Consider the following 15139-nt stretch of genomic DNA (forward strand, 5'->3'; position numbering starts at 1 on the left):
TTTACCAGCAGGTTGACGCCGCCACAGGGGAAGCAGGGGAGCGTGTCAGCCAAAAGAGTGGCAGCCACTGCTTTCGGAGCGTTTGCTGTAACCCCAGCTGCGATAGCCAGTGGCATCGATGTGGAAGCGCCCGCTTGCCTTTTCGGGGTCGTCAGGATCAAAATAGGCACCCAGTCCCATGCGGCTCGTCGGTCCCAGCCGTTTGTGGATCGCGCAAAGTCGCCCAAACAGATCGCGGTTGTCGATCGGTTCTACAGCGACCAGGTCTACTGCCGAAAACGACAGATGTCGGCTCTGGCTCGCGCCGCCGATGCATTCATTGAAGGCCTTCGTGCGATAGGAAGAAGCTACTTCCAGAGGCCCCAGTTCCGGCACCACATGGTCGCGCACCAGCTTGAGCGCAGGGACCATATTGGCCCAGTCTTCGCGCGGCGGAATAAGGAATTGCGGGCGCTTGCAGGATCTGTTCGGATTGTTGTCGGTACGGGTCAGCTGCCACACAGGCACTACGTGGCCGACTTGCTCACGATCGAGATAGTGAACCAATTCCGCGAATTGCTCGGCCCGGTTCGGGTCTTCGCGGAGCCATGAATCGAAGGCGTCATGCGAATAGGAACCGGCATTGCCGCCCCCGGGGACAAGCGGACCTTTGCCCAGCACCAGCCATGCCCCTGCCGACAGCAACAGCAGCCCCAGGGCGATGACAAGCAAACGGCGGACCATGGTCTGCTTCAGCCAGCAGCCTTCTTGCGCCGCCGCCACTGATGCAGCAGCGGTTCGGTGTAGCCGCTGGGCTGCTCGACACCCTTGAAGACCAGGTCACAGGCAGCCTGGAAGGCCATGCTGGTGTCCCAGTTGCCGGCCATCGGCTCGTAGAAGGGATCGCCGGCGTTCTGCTCGTCGACCTTGGCGGCCATGCGTTTCAGGCTGTCCATCACCTGATTCTCACTGGCAACGCCATGGAGCAGCCAGTTGGCCATGTGCTGGCTGGAAATGCGCAGCGTCGCGCGATCTTCCATCAGGCCGACGTCGTTGATGTCGGGCACCTTGGAGCAGCCGACACCGGCATCGATCCAGCGCACGACATAGCCGAGCAGGCCCTGAGCATTGTTGTCGAGCTCTTCCCGGACCTCGTCCTCGGACCAGTTGGTGCCGTCCGCCAGCGGGATCTGCAGCAGCAGGTCGAGCGAGGGGATGTCGCCCAGACCCTTCTGGATCGCGAACACATCTTCCTGGTGGTAATGCAGCGCGTGCAGTGTCGCGGCCGTCGGTGACGGCACCCAGGCGGTGTTGGCTCCGGCGCGCAGGTGCCCGATCTTCTGCTCCATCATTTCGGCCATCCTATCAGGCGCAGCCCACATGCCCTTGCCGATCTGCGCCTTGCCGGAGAGGCCATGCTTGAGGCCGATGCCGACATTGCGGTCTTCATAAGCCTTGAGCCATGTGCTGTTCTTGATCGCGCCTTTGCGGACCATCGGACCGGCCCGCATCGAAGTGTGGATTTCGTCCCCCGTGCGATCGAGGAAGCCGGTGTTGATGAACACCACCCGATCCCTAACCGCATGGATGCAGGCGGCGAGGTTGGCGCTGGTGCGACGTTCCTCGTCCATCACCCCGACCTTGATGGTGTGGCGCGGCAGTTCGAGCAGATCCTCGACAGCGTCGAACAAGTCATTGGTAAAGCGGCATTCGTCCGGACCGTGCATCTTGGGCTTCACGATGTAGATGCTGCCCGTCCGGCTGTTTCCGTACTTGCCCAACCCCTTCACATCCTGCGCGCTGATGGCGCTGGTCATCACCGCGTCCATGATGCCTTCGGGTATTTCGCTGCCATCGGCCAGCAGGATCGCCGGGTTTGTCATCAAGTGCCCGACGTTACGCACAAACATCAGGCTGCGGCCCGGAAGCGTCTGCGGATTGCCGTGCCAGTCGACGTAGTCCTTGTCCGGTTTGAGCGCGCGGGTGAGCGTGTTGCCGCCCTTCTCGAAGCTTTCTTCCAGGTCGCCCCGGATGACGCCGAGCCAGTTGGAATAAGCCAGCAGCTTGTCCTCGGCATCGACCGCCGCGACCGAATCCTCGCAATCGGCAATCGTCGTCAGCGCGCTTTCGATCACGACATCGCTGATGCCGGCCTTGTCGGTCTTGCCGACAGCGCTGTCCGGATCCCATTGCACTTCGATATGCAGGCCGTTGTTGATGAACAGGCGGCCCTGCTCGGTTTCGCCAATATACTGGCTGACATCCGCAATCGCGATGCCGCCCGACACGATCCCGTCGAGGGTGAGCTCAGCCCAGCTGCCGCTCTTGAGCGGGATTGCCTGATCCAGAAACCGCCGCGCCTCGGCAATCACCGCTGCGCCGCGTTCCTCATCATAACCGCCCGGCCGCGCGGGCGGCGCGTCGAGCGCATCGGTGCCGTAGAGTGCGTCATAGAGGCTACCCCAGCGGGCGTTCGCGGCATTGAGCAGGAACCGCGCATTGAGGATAGGCACCACCAGCTGCGGTCCGGCCATGGTGGCGATCTCGGGATCGACGTTCTGCGTGCCGATTTCGAACGCGCCTGGCTCGGGCACAAGGTAGCCGATATCGGTCAGGAAAGCCTTGTAGGCCTCTGCATCATGCGGCTGGCCCGCGCGCGCAATGTGCCACTCGTCGATCTGCCGTTGCAGGTCGTCGCGCAGGGCCAGCAGCTGGCGATTCTTCGGCGCAAAGTCATGCACGAGGTCGGAGAAACCCTGCCAGAAACCTTGGGGGTCATTGCCCAGCGGGGCCAGTACCCTGGTATCGACAAACTCCGCCAGCGCGGGGTCGATGCTCAAGCGCGCACGCGATTCATATTGGCTCATGGGTCCTCACCTATGCGGTCCGCGCAGCCTCGTGCAGCTGGCGGTATTCGTTGCGATATCTGTCTGGGGAGGACGATTGGCCCTATGGCGAAGTGGACGGGCAATTGCAACGGGTTGGAAGCGGCGAATTCCCCCGCTAGAGCCGGTTGCAGATGAAACAATCTGTCCCCTTCCTCGAAGCTATCGACCAAGCCGCAATGACCGAGCAGACGCTCGGCTGGAGCGCGGTCAATTCCGGTACCGGCAACCTCGACGGGCTTAAAACCGTCGCCGGCATGCTCGCCGATGCCTTTGCCGCATTACCGGGTGACCTCGAACTCGTTGATCCGGCCCCGGTGACTGCCATCAGCGCCGATGGCGAGGAATTCGAGAAACAGCACGGCCAACACCTGGTCCTTCGCGTCCGGCCCGAGGCCGAGCGGCGGTTGGTGCTGACCGGGCATATGGACACGGTGTTCCCGGTCGATCACCCCTTCCAGGCCAACAGCTGGCTCGATGATGCCATTGTCAACGGCCCCGGTACCGCTGACATGAAAGGCGGGATCGCGGTGATGCTGCACGCGCTGATGGCGCTGGAGCGGAGCGAGAACGGCGCGAAGCTCGGCTATGATGTGATGGTCAACTCGGATGAGGAGACGGGCTCGTTATCCTCGGCCAAGCTGATCGAGAAGCTCGCGACCGGCAAATATGCCGCGCTTACCTATGAGCCGTCCGCCACGCCCGAAGGCACCCTTGCGCATGCACGCGGCGGAACAGGCAACTACTCGCTTATCGTGCGCGGTCGCTCGGCCCATGCCGGGCGCAACCCGCAGGACGGGCGCAACGCACTTGTGGCCGCTGCAGCGCTGGCGGTGGGGCTCAAAGAGCTCCAGACCGATGACTGCCCGGTCAATCCGGCCAAGATCGAAGGCGGCGCGGCCAACAACGTCGTGCCAGACAACGCCGTGTTGCGCTTCAACATCCGACCCAGGGAACCGAGCGCAGGCGAACGTTTCGAAGCCGGGCTGCAGGCGCTGATGGCGCAGGTGCGCCAAGCGCATGAAGTATCCGTCGACCTGCATGGCGGCGTCACCCGTCGTCCCAAGCCCGTCGATCGCCGCGCGCAGAAACTGTTCGATCTCGTGCGCGACTGCGGCGCGGAGCTGGGCCAGCATATCGACTGGCAATCGACCGGCGGTGTGTGCGACGGCAACAATATCGCTGCCTGCGGTGTACCCGTGGTCGACACCATGGGCGTCCGCGGCGGCAAGATCCATTCACCAGACGAATTCATGATCGTGCCCAGCCTGAGCGAGCGAGCGGCCCTCTCGGCCCTCGTCCTGCACCGGCTGGCATCGGGAGAAGAGCTTTGAGTTTTCGCCTGCGCGCCGCGCGCCTCGACGATATCGAACCGCTATATGAAATGGCCAAGCTGACAGGAGGTGGTTTCACCAACCTGCCGGCCGACCGCGATGCGCTCAGCGCCAAGCTCGAACGCTCGGCCAGGGCTTTCGCCAATGAAGGCGACGAGCTGTGTGACGAGCAATTCGTGCTGGTGCTGGAAAATACCGAAACCGGCGCGGTGCGCGGGACCTGCCAGATGATGACCCAGGTCGGGCAGCGCTGGCCGTTCTACAGCTATCGCCTCAACACGCTGACGCAGTATTCGAACGAGCTCGACCGAACCGTGCGGGCCGAACTGCTGAGCCTCGTCACCGACCTCGAAGGGTCCAGCGAAGTCGGCGGGCTTTTCCTGCATCCTAATGAGCGTGCCGGGGGCCTCGGACTGCTGCTGGCGCGCAGCCGCTACCTGTTCATTGCCATGCACCGCAGCCGCTTCGCCGACCGCATCCTGGCGGAACTGCGCGGGATCATCGACGAGCGTGGCGGTTCGCCGTTCTGGGACGGGGTGGCCGGGCGCTTCTTCGGGATGAGCTTCCAGGAAGCGGACTATTTCAACGCCATCAACGGCAACCAGTTCATCGCCGATTTGATGCCCAAGCACCCGGTCTATGTCGCCATGCTGGACGAGGAAGCGACCAAGGTCATCGGCCTGCCCCACCCCACCGGCCGCGCGGCGATGCGGATGCTGGAGAACGAGAACTTCCGCTTCGATGGCTATGTCGACATCTTCGACGGCGGCCCGACCATGATCGCGCGGACCGACGATGTGAAGAGCATCGCCGAAGCGCGCCCGACGGCGGTTTCAAGCACCGAACTCGACATCGGCGAACGCGCCATCATCGCCACCGGTACGCTCACGACCTTTCGCAGCGCCTATGGCATGCGCGATTTCCAGGACGACGGGAGCGTGCACATCGACGCGCGCAGTGCCGAAGCGCTGGGCGTCAAGGCAGGCGACGAAGTGTGGAGCGTGGCGCGCTAAGGTTTCTTTCGTCATTGCGAGGAGCGCAGCGACGAAGCAATCCAGAGACGGAGCGGACGAAGCCCTGGATTGCTTCGCTTCGCTCGCAATGACGGAATAGGGTAAGGCTATGCCGCTGCAAGAAATCAACTTCGACGGCATCGTCGGCCCCTCGCACAATTACGCTGGCCTCAGCCTCGGCAATATCGCCAGCGCCAGCCACAAGGGCGATCCGAGCTATCCGCGCGCGGCGGCGCTGCAGGGCGTGGCGAAGATGCGCGGCAACATGGCGCGCGGGCTGGCGCAGGGGTATTTCGTGCCGCTGCCCCGCCCCAACGCCTTGCTGCAAGGGCGCCTCGCGCTCGACGGAACCGAGGCACCCGCGTTGCGCGCTGCGCCATGGTCCGCCTCGAGTATGTGGACAGCCAATGCCGCGACAGTCAGCCCCGCGCCCGATACGCGGGACGGCAAATGCCACCTGACGCCGGCCAATCTCGTTACCATGCTCCACCGAGCGCAGGAATGGGTCGACACAGCGCGGCAGTTGGTCGTCGCTTTCGCCGACAAGGATCACTTCGTGATGCATTCCATCGTGCCGGAGACCTTTGGCGATGAAGGTGCGGCCAACCACATGCGCCTTTGCGAAGGGCACGGCAGCCCCGGCGTCGAAGTGTTCGTCTATGGCAAGCCGGGCGGGAAGTTCCCCGCCCGCCAACACGAACAGGCCAGCCGCCTCGTCGCGCGCTCGCACTTGCTCGATCCTGCGCGCTGTGTCTTCATCGAGCAGAACCCGGCTGCGATCGAGGCCGGCGCATTCCACAACGATGTCGTCTCAGTCGCCAACGAACGCGTCCTGTTCACCCACCAGGAAGCATTTGCCGACCAGCAGGCGGCCTACGACGCGATCCGCGCAGCTTTCCCGGCGCTGGAAGTGGTCGAAGTGCCCTCCAGCGCGGTGAGCCTCGCTGAAGCGATCAAGACCTATCTCTTCAACGCGCAGCTGCTGACCCTGCCCGATGGCAGCATGGCGCTGATCGTACCCGAAGAGTGCCGCGAGAGCAGTGCAGTGTGGAACTGGTGCCAGTCGATGATGGCCTCCAACGGCCCGATCCGCGAAGTCATCCCCGTCGATGTGCGCCAGTCGATGGCCAATGGTGGCGGCCCGGCCTGCCTGCGGCTGCGGGTAGTGGCGGACCCCGCCACTGTCGATCAACGCTTCATGCTCAGCGAAGCGCGGGCCGAGCAGCTGGAGAAGGTCATCGCCGAGTGGTGGCCGGAACAGATCGACCCCGCCGATATCGGTAATGAGGCGTTGGCCGATGCAGTTGTGATGGCCCGTGCCAAGCTGCTGGAATCGCTTGACCTCAGCATTCTGGGTTAACGCGCTTGCTGCTCCGTCGGCAGCGTTTACAATCGCTCTTACGTTAACCATTGCATCCCGCAGCACGCCGTAACTGGCACGCTGGTTGCAGATACACCTGTTAACGATTGAGAGGGTCCATGTTGCGCAAAGTCGGCCGGTTGTTCGTCATCAAGAATCGCTTCGAAGCGTTCCTGATCATCTATGCCCTGGCTCTCGGCGCAATGGAGCGCGGCTCCGCCTATCTCACGCAATTTCCCGGCACCGGCGGCCAGCTGCTGTTCTGGGCCTGCAGCGGCGCGGTGTTCCTGGCCGGCGCGAAGATCCTCGACGCCCTGCGCTACGAACGCGAACGGGCGGAGAGCGAGCGGCTCACAACCGAGCAAACCGTCTGAAGGATTGGGTGGGGAGATTCTGTTGCTAGCCTCTCCCCGGGGCCCCGGTATCCGTTCTGTTGCCCGGTCGGTCCAACCGCGCTTTAGCTTTGTAACTTCAGGGCGTTAGCCCATCGGGTTACGCAGCGAGAGCGAGTGCTTCGTTATCGTTGGCACTTGTGTGTTTTGAACAGTTTTACGGGGTACTCAGCCCGGGTGAAAACAATGCCTTTCAACACACGTCGATCCTAGTTCGGCCCCGTCAGGAAACGCCATCAAGCATCTGCTTTCAGGCGCTTTTTGGTGGAGCCGCCGGGTACTGCCCCCGGGTCCGTTGTGTCTATTACACACCGCAGTTTATCACCATAGCCCGCCGAAACGAGCACGTCTGATATAGGCGATTTCACCTTAATGTGAAGTGATCAGCTGAGGAAACGCGACGTCTGGGCGATCGAGTTTGCAATGCCGTGCGCAAAAACCAGCGGCAGGATGTTGCGTCTGCCGATCCAGATGTAGATCAATCCGAACAGCAGCCCGATCAGGCCGGTCACGATCGCGCCATGCATCCCTTGATAGTAATAATGCCGATAACCGAAGAATATCGCTGCGAGTACGACTGCCGCGATACTGGCTCCGCGCGACCCGCCTAGCGCCGCTTCGCCATTGGTGATGATGAATGCGCGGAACAACAATTCTTCAAAGAATGATCCGTGCGTCCAGACCAATGCCATGACGGTGAGATAACCGACCAGGCTGCCCTTGACGAAATCGAACCTTCCGCTCGCTCCGATATCGGGGAAGAAATGCCCGGCAATTGCACTGCCACCTCCTGCAACAACCAGGAAAACACCGAAGATCGCTGCTGTCAGGCCAAACGTCTTGAGCCAACTTTCCGGCCAACGCAGCCCAAGATCACTCCAGGAAGAACCCCGCCGGAACAGCAAGAACGTGGCGACAACCATCGCCGAGAAGGTCGAGGCAGGGCCGGCATATACAACGGAAATGGGGAGCAGGCTCTGCTTTACCCCGACCAGCACTGTGATGACGACCAGCAGGTCGATCAGCGCGCCGGACCTAGTCGGAACCTCTGCCCCAACACTCATCGTCTTGTTTGTCATAGCCATGCGCTCGCCCTAGGCCCAATGGCTCCAATCGTGTGTGCCTCTATGCAGACAGTCGTGCACGGGCGACCAACGACTGGAAAATTGCGACACGGCAGGATGAATTGCCCGGCGACCATGCTGCCACCGGGCCCAACGGCCTACTTCTTCAGCAGGTCGCGAATCTCGGTCAGCAGCTCGGTATCGGTCGGGCCGGCCGGCGCTTCTTCCTCGGCAGGCTTTTCGAACTGAGCCTGCACCTTGTTGGCATAGCGCACCAGCAGGAAGATGATGAAAGCGAGGATCACGAAGTTGATGATCGTCGTCAGCAGCGCGCCATAGCCGATCATGGCCGCGCCCGCTTCCTTCAGCGCGGCATAATCGGTGGTCGACCCTTCATAGCCTTCGGGCACACTCAGCAGGATGAAATTGTTGGCGAAGTCCGCTCCGCCGAACAGATATCCAACCACCGGCATGATAACATCGCCCGTCAGCGAGGTCACGATTGTACCGAATGCCCCGGCGATAATCACCGCCACCGCCAGGTCCATGACATTACCCTTGGCGATGAACTCCTTGAATTCGTTCAGCATGTTGCACTCCCCTTGAATTGTATGCTGCCCGTCTGTCATGACGTCTCGCAATTGCCAAGGGCTGACGTTGTAACTTGAACCGATGCGCGACTGTCCTATATTGGCAACACAGTAATTTTCTGGGGAGACTCCAATGAACCTTCGCTCCGCGTTTCGCTCGGTCATCCTTGGCCTGGGCGCGCTTTCGCTTGCTGCTTGCGGCATCAACTCGGTCCCGACCAAGGAAGAGGCCGCCAAGGCCAAGTGGGCCGATGTCGAAGCCCAGTTCCAGCGGCGCGCCAACCTCATCCCCAATCTCGCCGAGGTTGCCAAAGGTGCGGGTGAAAACGAGCGCGCCATCCTGACCGAAGTGACAGACGCTCGCGCCCGTGCGACCAGCGTCAACGTCACCGCCGACGATCTTGGCGATGCCGCGAAGATGGAAGAATTCGCAGCCGCGCAGGCACAGATGAGCCAGGGAATCGGACGCCTTCTGGCGAGCTTCGAGGCCTATCCCAATATCCAGTCGACTCAGGCGTACCTCACGCTGCAGAGCCAGCTGGAGGGGACCGAGAACCGCATTGCGGTGGCCCTGCGCGACTATAACGAAGCGGTTCGCGACTATAACACCACCATCCGCACCTTCCCCGATACGATCGGGGCCAACATCATCCACGGCGCGGAACCGATGGTTCCCTACAAGGCGACTACGGAAGGGGCAGAGGAAGCGCCGCAGCTCGACATGACTTCCGGGAATTGATCCGCTTGAACCCTTTGCGCCAGCTGCTGGGCTTGTGGCTTTTCGCCCTCGCCACAGCCGCTGGTGCGCAGGATTTTCCTGAGCTTACCGGCCGGGTTGTCGATGCGGCGGAGATTTACCCTGACGGCGACGAACCCGCGCTGGTAGCCAAGCTCGAACGGGTAGAAATCGAAACCGGCAAGCAGTTCGTCATCGCCACAATCCCCGACCTGCAGGGCTATGACATCGCCGACTTCGGTTACCGGCTTGGGCGTCACTGGGGCATTGGCGATGCAGAGCGCAACGATGGCGTCCTGCTGATCGTCGCGCCGAACGAACGCAAGGTGAGGATCGAGGTCGGCTACGGGGTGGAAGGCGACCTGACCGACGCTTGGAGCGACTACATCATCCGGAGTGCCATCATACCGGAATTCAAAGCTGGCGACCTGCCCGGTGGGATCGATGCCGGTGTCGACGGGATCATCGCCCGCATCGCGCCAGAGGAAGGGGTAGCGCTGGCGTCATCACCTCCCGCGAAAGATGACGACGACATTGGTACACTGGCCTTCATTGTCGTGATGTTCGTACTGGTGTTCGTGATGCCGTTTGCACTCTTCGTCGTTCCGCTGATGATCTTCGCCAAGCTCTATCCAAAGCGGTACAAGAAATGGAAAGCCAATGCGGCCAAGTCACGCGCGCGGGCCGTGCGTGTCCGCGCCGGCGGATCGTCGCGGTCGTTCAGCAGCAGCCGCAGTTTCTCGAGCAGCAGCAGTTTCTCCGGCGGCGGCGGATCGTTCGGCGGCGGTGGATCGAGCGGGAGTTGGTAATGCAATTTGTGTTGAGAGCCCTTGCCCTGTGCGCGCTGGTCTTCAGCGTACCGGCGATGGCGCAGAATTTCCCTGAACTGACAGGGAGGGTTGTTGACCAGGCAGATATCATTCCCGCCGATGTAGAGGCCCGGCTGGAAGCAAAGCTGGAGGCGCTGGAGGCCCAGTCCCAGCGGCAACTCGTCGTCACGACGATCCCCGACCTGCAAGGTTATGACATCTCCGACTACGGCTACCGGTTAGGCCGGGAATGGGGCATCGGCGATGCGGAGCGCAACGACGGCGCCCTGCTGATCGTCGCGCCCAACGATCGCAAAGTGCGGATCGAAGTCGGCTATGGGCTGGAAGGCTATCTCACCGATGCGCTGTCCTCGCTCATTATCCAGAACCAGATCCTGCCACGTTTCCGCGATGGCGACATGCCGGGCGGGATTGTCGCCGGGACCGACAGCATTATCCAGCAGCTGCAACTGCCGCCGGAAGAAGCGCAACGTATCGCGGCGGAGGCCAGCCAGTCGCGCAAGAGCGATGGCGGATTTCCCATCGGCGCGCTGATCTGGCTGGGCTTCATCTTTTTCTTCTTCATCCTGCCGATGTTCTCCGGGCGTGGGCGGCGCAGGCGCTATCGCAGCGGCGTTGGTGGCGTGGTCGGCGACATCATCCTGTGGGAAGCCGGCAAGGCAATCGGGCGCGGCATGTCGGGCGGCGGGAGCAGCTGGGGCGGCGGTGGCTTCAGCGGAGGCGGCGGCTTTTCCGGCGGCGGCGGTTCATTCGGAGGCGGCGGCGCCTCAGGGGGTTGGTAAGACATGGCGTATTTGACTGAGGCGCAACACACGATCGTCACCAGCGCGGTGGCAGAAGCAGAAGAAACCACCTCGGGAGAGATCGTGACGGTGCTCGCAGACCGGTCGGACGGCTACTCCGATGTGATCCTGCTGTGGGCGGCGGTCATATCTTTCTCTGCGATGAGCCTGTTCGCGCTGTTCCCCCAGCCTTTCACTGACTTCTACGACGGGCTGTTCGGCGGATGGGAGCATGAATGGACCACCGGTGAACTCGCCAGCTTGACCATTGCGCTCGGCCTGATCGCCTTTGCGGTGAGCTGGGCGCTGCTGGCTTGGAACAGGCTGACCTTCCTGTTCGTCCCCGGACCGTTGAAAACCGCCCGGGTTCACGCCCAGGCGGTCAAACACTTCAAGGTCGGGGCCGAGCGCCGCACCACCGGTCGCACCGGGATCCTGATCTACCTCTCCATGCGCGAACACCGCGCGGAGATCGTCGCCGACGAGCCAATTGCCGAACTCGTCAGTGCCGATGTCTGGGGTGAAGCGATGGCCGACATGCTTGTGGAGATCAAACAGGGCAAGATCGCCGAAGGCATGGCCGCCGGCGTGCGCGATGTCGGCAAGGTGCTGTCCGAACACTTCCCGCGCAGCGACGATGACGAGAACGAGTTGCCGGACAGGCTGATCGAGGTGTGATCCCCTCTTGACCCGTTCGTCCTGAGCCTGTCGAAGGGCCTCGGACCAAGCCAATCGTACTTCGACAAGCTCAGCACGAACGGATTTCTTAGAATGGACCCTGATGCCAACCTGCCCGAAGAGATCATGTGGCAGGGCAAGTTCGTAACCGCCAAGCGCCGCGGCCGGTGGGAATATGCCGGTCGCGCGCGGGGTATTCGCGCCGCAGCGATCATCGCTATCGATGACGAAGGACATGTGATCCTCGTTGAGCAATACCGCGTGCCGCTGGGCAAGATGTGCCTCGAGATTCCGGCCGGCTTGATCGGCGACCACGAAGGCGAGGAAGACGAGGATGCCACCTCCGCCGCCATCCGCGAGTTGGAGGAAGAGACCGGCTATCGCGCCGAACGGATGGAGGTCCTGGGCGAATTCTATTCCAGCCCCGGCATGGTCAGCGAAGCCTTCACCCTGTTGCGTGCGCACGGGCTGATCAAGGTCGGCGAAGGCGGCGGCACAGAAAGCGAGGACATCACCGTCCACCGCGTAAAGTTCAGCGACCTGCCGCAATTCGTTGCAGAGTGGCGTAAACGCGGCCACGGGGTAGACGTACGCATTGCCATGCTGATGGCACCACAGTTTTTGGGAGAGATTTGATGGCGGGACGTGTTGCGGGGAAAATGGCGCTGGTAACCGGTGCCGCGCAGGGCCTCGGCGAAGCGCATTGCAAGACGCTGGCCGCCGAAGGCGCGAAGGTATTGTGCACCGATATCAATGGCGATGGCGCGGCAGAGACTGCCGCCGCGATCAACGCCGAGCATGGTGAAGGCACCGCCTGGTCGATCCAGCATGATGTGACCGACCGGGCGCAGTGGGATGCTGCGGTCGAGCTCGCACGCGACGGCATGGGCGGGCTCAATGTCCTCGTGAACAACGCCGGCATCGGCGTTGGCGGGAATATCGAGACCTGCAAGTTCGACGACTGGAAGCGCTGCTTCGCGATCAATGTCGATGGGATCTTCCATGGCTGCCAGGCGGCGCTGCCGCTGATGCGCGAGCATGCGCCCGGCTCGATCGTCAACATCAGCTCCATCGCCGGGCTGATCGCCAGCGACACCATGCCGGCCTACAACTCGTCGAAGGCGGCGGTGTGGATGTTGTCGAAGTCGATCGCGCTGCATTGTGCCAAGAATAACATGCAGATTCGGTGCAATTCGGTGCACCCAACCTTCGTCGATACGCCGATCCTCGACGGGACGGCCCGCAATCACAATCTCGACAAGGGTGTGCTGATGGAGAAGCTGGCGCGGCAGATCCCGCTCAAATTCGTCGGCGAGCCGAGCGATATTGCCAATGCTGTGCTGTATCTGGCAAGCGATGAGAGCCGTTTCATGACCGGGGCGGAGCTCAAGCTCGACGGCGGTATCTCGGCTATGTAATTTGCTCTCGCGGCAATTCGCTTCGCGAATGCCTCCGAGGGGGCGGCCTACCGGCCGGCGCGCGGTCGCGCTTTGTGGATCGTTCCGATCCAGAGCATTCCAGGCAAAAAAGGAGGGGCGGTTAGGCCCCTCCCGGTTTCTTTCGATTGTGAGCGCAGCTGGCCCTGAAACCGGGTTCAGCTACCGTCGCCGCGCTCAGTCGGCGATCAGGGCAATGGCGGCGTAGACCAGGATCAGCGATCCGAAGCCGATCAGCGTGCCGGCAACGAAGCCGATGCGGACCAACATGGGGTCCCAACCGAAGTAGCTGGCGATGCCGGAGCACACGCCCCAGATCTTGCCGTTGGTGCGGTCCAGCCGGAAACTCTTGGCCGGCGGACCGCCCCGGTTCTTGCTGATGTCATTCATGCGATAACTCCTGCGGGGGTGCCCGGGATGATGGCGAAGGCCATCACGAGCGTGGAAATTGCGAGGGCGGAGGCGGCTGCGAACAGTCGGGCTCCAGTGGCTTCAATATCGAACATGGGGGTGTTCCTTTGGTGGGTTGGTCAGCCGATCTGGCTTAGGCAACGAGGCCGGGGGTGGCGGGAACGATCGCGGTAGCCATGGCAACTGCCGAGATGGCGACGGCGAAAGCGGCGGCGAAAACACGGTTGAAATCGAGGGTCATTGGGTATTCCTTTCGTCTCTTGTCTCTTTTGCGGGACCATCCCGCTGGACACCCGATACAATGCATGGGGTGTGCCAGTTTTGAAAAACCCCAGAATTCTGCCGTTTCTGCGTGTTACGGCCTGTTACCTCTTGTTCACCAAACCGAAAGGTTGGGAATTTTTCCCAACTGGTGGGATTGGTATTTTTCGTGGCACTCTCCTGCGCTCCAAGCTAACCGCTTGAGCCTCCATGGCGCTCGATCGCATCACCCTGTCCGACTTCCGCAATCACGCTACCTCCCAGCTTGAGGAGACAGCGCGGTTCAACCTGCTGGTGGGCGAAAACGGTGCCGGGAAGACCAATATCCTTGAAGCGCTATCCCTGCTTGCGCCGGGTCGCGGATTGCGCCGTGCCGCCCTGCCCGACATGGCGCGCAGTGTGGGTGCGGGCGGCTTCACCGTCGGGGCACGGCTGACACCGGGCGATGGCGGTGAGCCTGTCCAGCTCGGCACGCAAGTCGATCCTGCCCGGCCCGGCAGGCGCAGAGTGCGGGTCAATGGCGCGGAAGCGAGCGCGGTTTCGCTCGGCGAATGGCTCGCGGTGGGCTGGCTGACCCCGGCGATGGATGGCATCTTCATGGGCGCTGCGGGCGACAGGCGGCGCTTTGTCGACCGCATGACGCTGGCGATCGATCCCATGCACGCCCGCCACGCCAGCCGCTATGAGAGCACGCTGCGCGAGCGGAACAAGTTGCTGTCTGACGAAGCGCCGCCCGACCCGCTTTGGCTCGATGGCATAGAAGCGCAAATGGCCGAACATGGCAGCGCCTTGGCGCAGGGTCGTGCGCGCATGGTCGGAGCATTGGTGGAAACCCTGGGCCAGCAACCCGACCAACCCTTTGCCCGACCCGTGCTTGCCATCGCGACGGAAAGCCCGTTCGAGCGCGACGCCTTGCAAGCGGCATTGCTTGCCAATCGCCAGCAGGATCGGCGCGCAGGGCGCACGCTGATCGGCCCGCATCGCGACGACATTACTGTTACCATGGCCGGCAAAGGCGCGGTTGCAGCCAGTTGTTCGACCGGCGAGCAGAAGGCGATGCTGATCGCGATTACCCTCGCCCATGGCGAACTCGCGTCGCGCGGGCGGCCCGGCGTGCTGTTGCTCGACGAAGTTGCCGCCCATCTCGACCCGGTCCGACGCGAAGCGCTTTTCGAGCGGCTACGCGAAACCGGCGCTCAGGTGTGGATGACGGGGACTGAACTTGCCCCGTTCGAGGCGATCCAGGGCGAAGCGGCGGTCTGGCGAGTCAGCGAGGGGTCGCTGGAAAAGCTATGAGTCCCAGCGCAGGCGGGGAGCTCAGGCAGGTTAAGTACCGCAAGTGTTCGACCAGGCGGACTGAGGCCTCAGCCTGCGCTGGGGCTCACCAC

General features: G+C 62.4%; 17 protein-coding genes and 1 other RNA gene. 11 read left to right on the top strand and 7 right to left on the bottom strand.

Annotated features, from left to right (window positions below; translation table 11 throughout):
* Positions 1 to 45: 45 nt before the first annotated feature.
* Both QPW08_RS11930 and QPW08_RS11935 read right to left on the bottom strand, forming a co-directional pair.
* On the bottom strand, positions 46 to 723 hold the full coding sequence (locus QPW08_RS11930) for a D-Ala-D-Ala carboxypeptidase family metallohydrolase (RefSeq protein ID WP_284126033.1): 678 nt from the start codon (positions 721 to 723) through the stop codon (positions 46 to 48).
* Between the two features lie 8 nt (positions 724 to 731).
* A complete protein-coding gene (locus tag QPW08_RS11935) occupies positions 732 to 2846 on the bottom strand; it encodes a malate synthase G (protein WP_284126034.1) in 2115 nt (704 codons plus the stop codon).
* A 152-nt stretch (positions 2847 to 2998) separates the two neighbouring features.
* Between QPW08_RS11935 and QPW08_RS11940 the strand changes: the two genes are divergently transcribed.
* The 4 genes from QPW08_RS11940 (at position 2999) to QPW08_RS11955 (ending at position 6945) form a co-directional block, all read left to right on the top strand.
* Entirely contained in the window at positions 2999 to 4198 is a 1200-nt protein-coding gene (locus tag QPW08_RS11940; RefSeq protein ID WP_284126035.1) for a hydrolase, read from the top strand.
* Positions 4195 to 5211: an arginine N-succinyltransferase gene (locus tag QPW08_RS11945; protein WP_284126036.1), complete on the top strand. Its 1017-nt coding sequence runs from the start codon at positions 4195 to 4197 to the stop codon at positions 5209 to 5211. The genes QPW08_RS11940 and QPW08_RS11945 overlap by 4 nt, the downstream gene beginning before the upstream one ends.
* A gap of 109 nt (positions 5212 to 5320) precedes the next feature.
* On the top strand, positions 5321 to 6571 hold the full coding sequence (locus QPW08_RS11950; RefSeq protein WP_284126037.1) for an N-succinylarginine dihydrolase: 1251 nt from the start codon (positions 5321 to 5323) through the stop codon (positions 6569 to 6571).
* A gap of 119 nt (positions 6572 to 6690) precedes the next feature.
* Positions 6691 to 6945, top strand: a complete 255-nt coding sequence (locus QPW08_RS11955) for a hypothetical protein (protein ID WP_284126038.1) — start codon at positions 6691 to 6693, stop codon at positions 6943 to 6945.
* 45 nt (positions 6946 to 6990) lie between these two features.
* On the opposite strand, the gene ssrA is transcribed toward QPW08_RS11955, so the two are convergent.
* The 3 genes from ssrA to mscL all read right to left on the bottom strand — a co-directional run bounded on the left by ssrA (position 6991) and on the right by mscL (position 8617).
* Positions 6991 to 7346: a transfer-messenger RNA gene (gene ssrA, locus QPW08_RS11960) on the bottom strand.
* Positions 7347 to 8048, bottom strand: coding sequence for a CPBP family intramembrane glutamic endopeptidase (locus tag QPW08_RS11965; protein ID WP_284126039.1), 702 nt, complete (start codon positions 8046 to 8048; stop codon positions 7347 to 7349).
* Positions 8049 to 8185: 137 nt separating this feature from the next.
* Positions 8186 to 8617, bottom strand: a complete 432-nt coding sequence (gene mscL / locus QPW08_RS11970) for a large conductance mechanosensitive channel protein MscL (protein WP_284126040.1) — start codon at positions 8615 to 8617, stop codon at positions 8186 to 8188.
* A 133-nt stretch (positions 8618 to 8750) separates the two neighbouring features.
* On the opposite strand from mscL, the gene QPW08_RS11975 reads away from it, so the two are divergent.
* From QPW08_RS11975 to QPW08_RS12000, 6 genes are all read left to right on the top strand, one after another.
* On the top strand, positions 8751 to 9356 hold the full coding sequence (locus QPW08_RS11975) for a LemA family protein (protein WP_284126041.1): 606 nt from the start codon (positions 8751 to 8753) through the stop codon (positions 9354 to 9356).
* Positions 9353 to 10162 (top strand): TPM domain-containing protein, encoded by an 810-nt coding sequence (locus QPW08_RS11980; protein ID WP_284126042.1) that lies wholly within the window; start codon positions 9353 to 9355, stop codon positions 10160 to 10162. Before QPW08_RS11975 ends, QPW08_RS11980 begins: the two co-directional genes overlap by 4 nt.
* Positions 10162 to 10965, top strand: coding sequence for a TPM domain-containing protein (locus QPW08_RS11985; protein ID WP_284126043.1), 804 nt, complete (start codon positions 10162 to 10164; stop codon positions 10963 to 10965). The genes QPW08_RS11980 and QPW08_RS11985 overlap by 1 nt, the downstream gene beginning before the upstream one ends.
* Positions 10966 to 10968: 3 nt before the next feature.
* Positions 10969 to 11643: a TPM domain-containing protein gene (locus tag QPW08_RS11990; protein WP_284126044.1), complete on the top strand. Its 675-nt coding sequence runs from the start codon at positions 10969 to 10971 to the stop codon at positions 11641 to 11643.
* 93 nt (positions 11644 to 11736) lie between these two features.
* Entirely contained in the window at positions 11737 to 12279 is a 543-nt protein-coding gene (locus QPW08_RS11995) for an NUDIX hydrolase (protein WP_284126045.1), read from the top strand.
* A complete protein-coding gene (locus tag QPW08_RS12000) occupies positions 12279 to 13061 on the top strand; it encodes an SDR family oxidoreductase (RefSeq protein WP_284126046.1) in 783 nt (260 codons plus the stop codon). Before QPW08_RS11995 ends, QPW08_RS12000 begins: the two co-directional genes overlap by 1 nt.
* A gap of 195 nt (positions 13062 to 13256) precedes the next feature.
* On the opposite strand, the gene QPW08_RS12005 is transcribed toward QPW08_RS12000, so the two are convergent.
* Together QPW08_RS12005 and QPW08_RS12010 are read right to left on the bottom strand one after the other, a co-directional pair.
* Entirely contained in the window at positions 13257 to 13469 is a 213-nt protein-coding gene (locus QPW08_RS12005; RefSeq protein ID WP_284126047.1) for a PspC domain-containing protein, read from the bottom strand.
* Entirely contained in the window at positions 13466 to 13585 is a 120-nt protein-coding gene (locus tag QPW08_RS12010) for a recombination protein F (protein WP_284126048.1), read from the bottom strand. The genes QPW08_RS12005 and QPW08_RS12010 overlap by 4 nt, the downstream gene beginning before the upstream one ends.
* 376 nt (positions 13586 to 13961) lie before the next feature.
* Here QPW08_RS12010 and recF point away from each other — a divergent pair, with 376 nt between their 5' ends.
* Entirely contained in the window at positions 13962 to 15047 is a 1086-nt protein-coding gene (gene recF, locus QPW08_RS12020) for a DNA replication/repair protein RecF (RefSeq protein WP_284126050.1), read from the top strand.
* Positions 15048 to 15139 lie beyond the last annotated feature (92 nt).

Origin of the sequence: Parerythrobacter aestuarii (genome assembly GCF_030140925.1) — a bacterium.
Lineage (GTDB): Bacteria > Pseudomonadota > Alphaproteobacteria > Sphingomonadales > Sphingomonadaceae > Parerythrobacter > Parerythrobacter aestuarii.

Coding starts and splice junctions, on each gene's coding strand:
- QPW08_RS11930 (WP_284126033.1), bottom strand. CDS start 723: ATGGTCCGCCGTTTGCTTGTCATCGCCCTGGGGCTGCTGTTGCTGTCG.
- QPW08_RS11935 (WP_284126034.1), bottom strand. CDS start 2,846: ATGAGCCAATATGAATCGCGTGCGCGCTTGAGCATCGACCCCGCGCTG.
- QPW08_RS11940 (WP_284126035.1), top strand. CDS start 2,999: ATGAAACAATCTGTCCCCTTCCTCGAAGCTATCGACCAAGCCGCAATG.
- QPW08_RS11950 (WP_284126037.1), top strand. CDS start 5,321: ATGCCGCTGCAAGAAATCAACTTCGACGGCATCGTCGGCCCCTCGCAC.
- QPW08_RS11955 (WP_284126038.1), top strand. CDS start 6,691: ATGTTGCGCAAAGTCGGCCGGTTGTTCGTCATCAAGAATCGCTTCGAA.
- QPW08_RS11965 (WP_284126039.1), bottom strand. CDS start 8,048: ATGGCTATGACAAACAAGACGATGAGTGTTGGGGCAGAGGTTCCGACT.
- mscL (WP_284126040.1), bottom strand. CDS start 8,617: ATGCTGAACGAATTCAAGGAGTTCATCGCCAAGGGTAATGTCATGGAC.
- QPW08_RS11975 (WP_284126041.1), top strand. CDS start 8,751: ATGAACCTTCGCTCCGCGTTTCGCTCGGTCATCCTTGGCCTGGGCGCG.
- QPW08_RS11985 (WP_284126043.1), top strand. CDS start 10,162: ATGCAATTTGTGTTGAGAGCCCTTGCCCTGTGCGCGCTGGTCTTCAGC.
- QPW08_RS11990 (WP_284126044.1), top strand. CDS start 10,969: ATGGCGTATTTGACTGAGGCGCAACACACGATCGTCACCAGCGCGGTG.
- QPW08_RS11995 (WP_284126045.1), top strand. CDS start 11,737: ATGGACCCTGATGCCAACCTGCCCGAAGAGATCATGTGGCAGGGCAAG.
- QPW08_RS12000 (WP_284126046.1), top strand. CDS start 12,279: ATGGCGGGACGTGTTGCGGGGAAAATGGCGCTGGTAACCGGTGCCGCG.
- QPW08_RS12005 (WP_284126047.1), bottom strand. CDS start 13,469: ATGAATGACATCAGCAAGAACCGGGGCGGTCCGCCGGCCAAGAGTTTC.
- QPW08_RS12010 (WP_284126048.1), bottom strand. CDS start 13,585: ATGTTCGATATTGAAGCCACTGGAGCCCGACTGTTCGCAGCCGCCTCC.
- recF (WP_284126050.1), top strand. CDS start 13,962: ATGGCGCTCGATCGCATCACCCTGTCCGACTTCCGCAATCACGCTACC.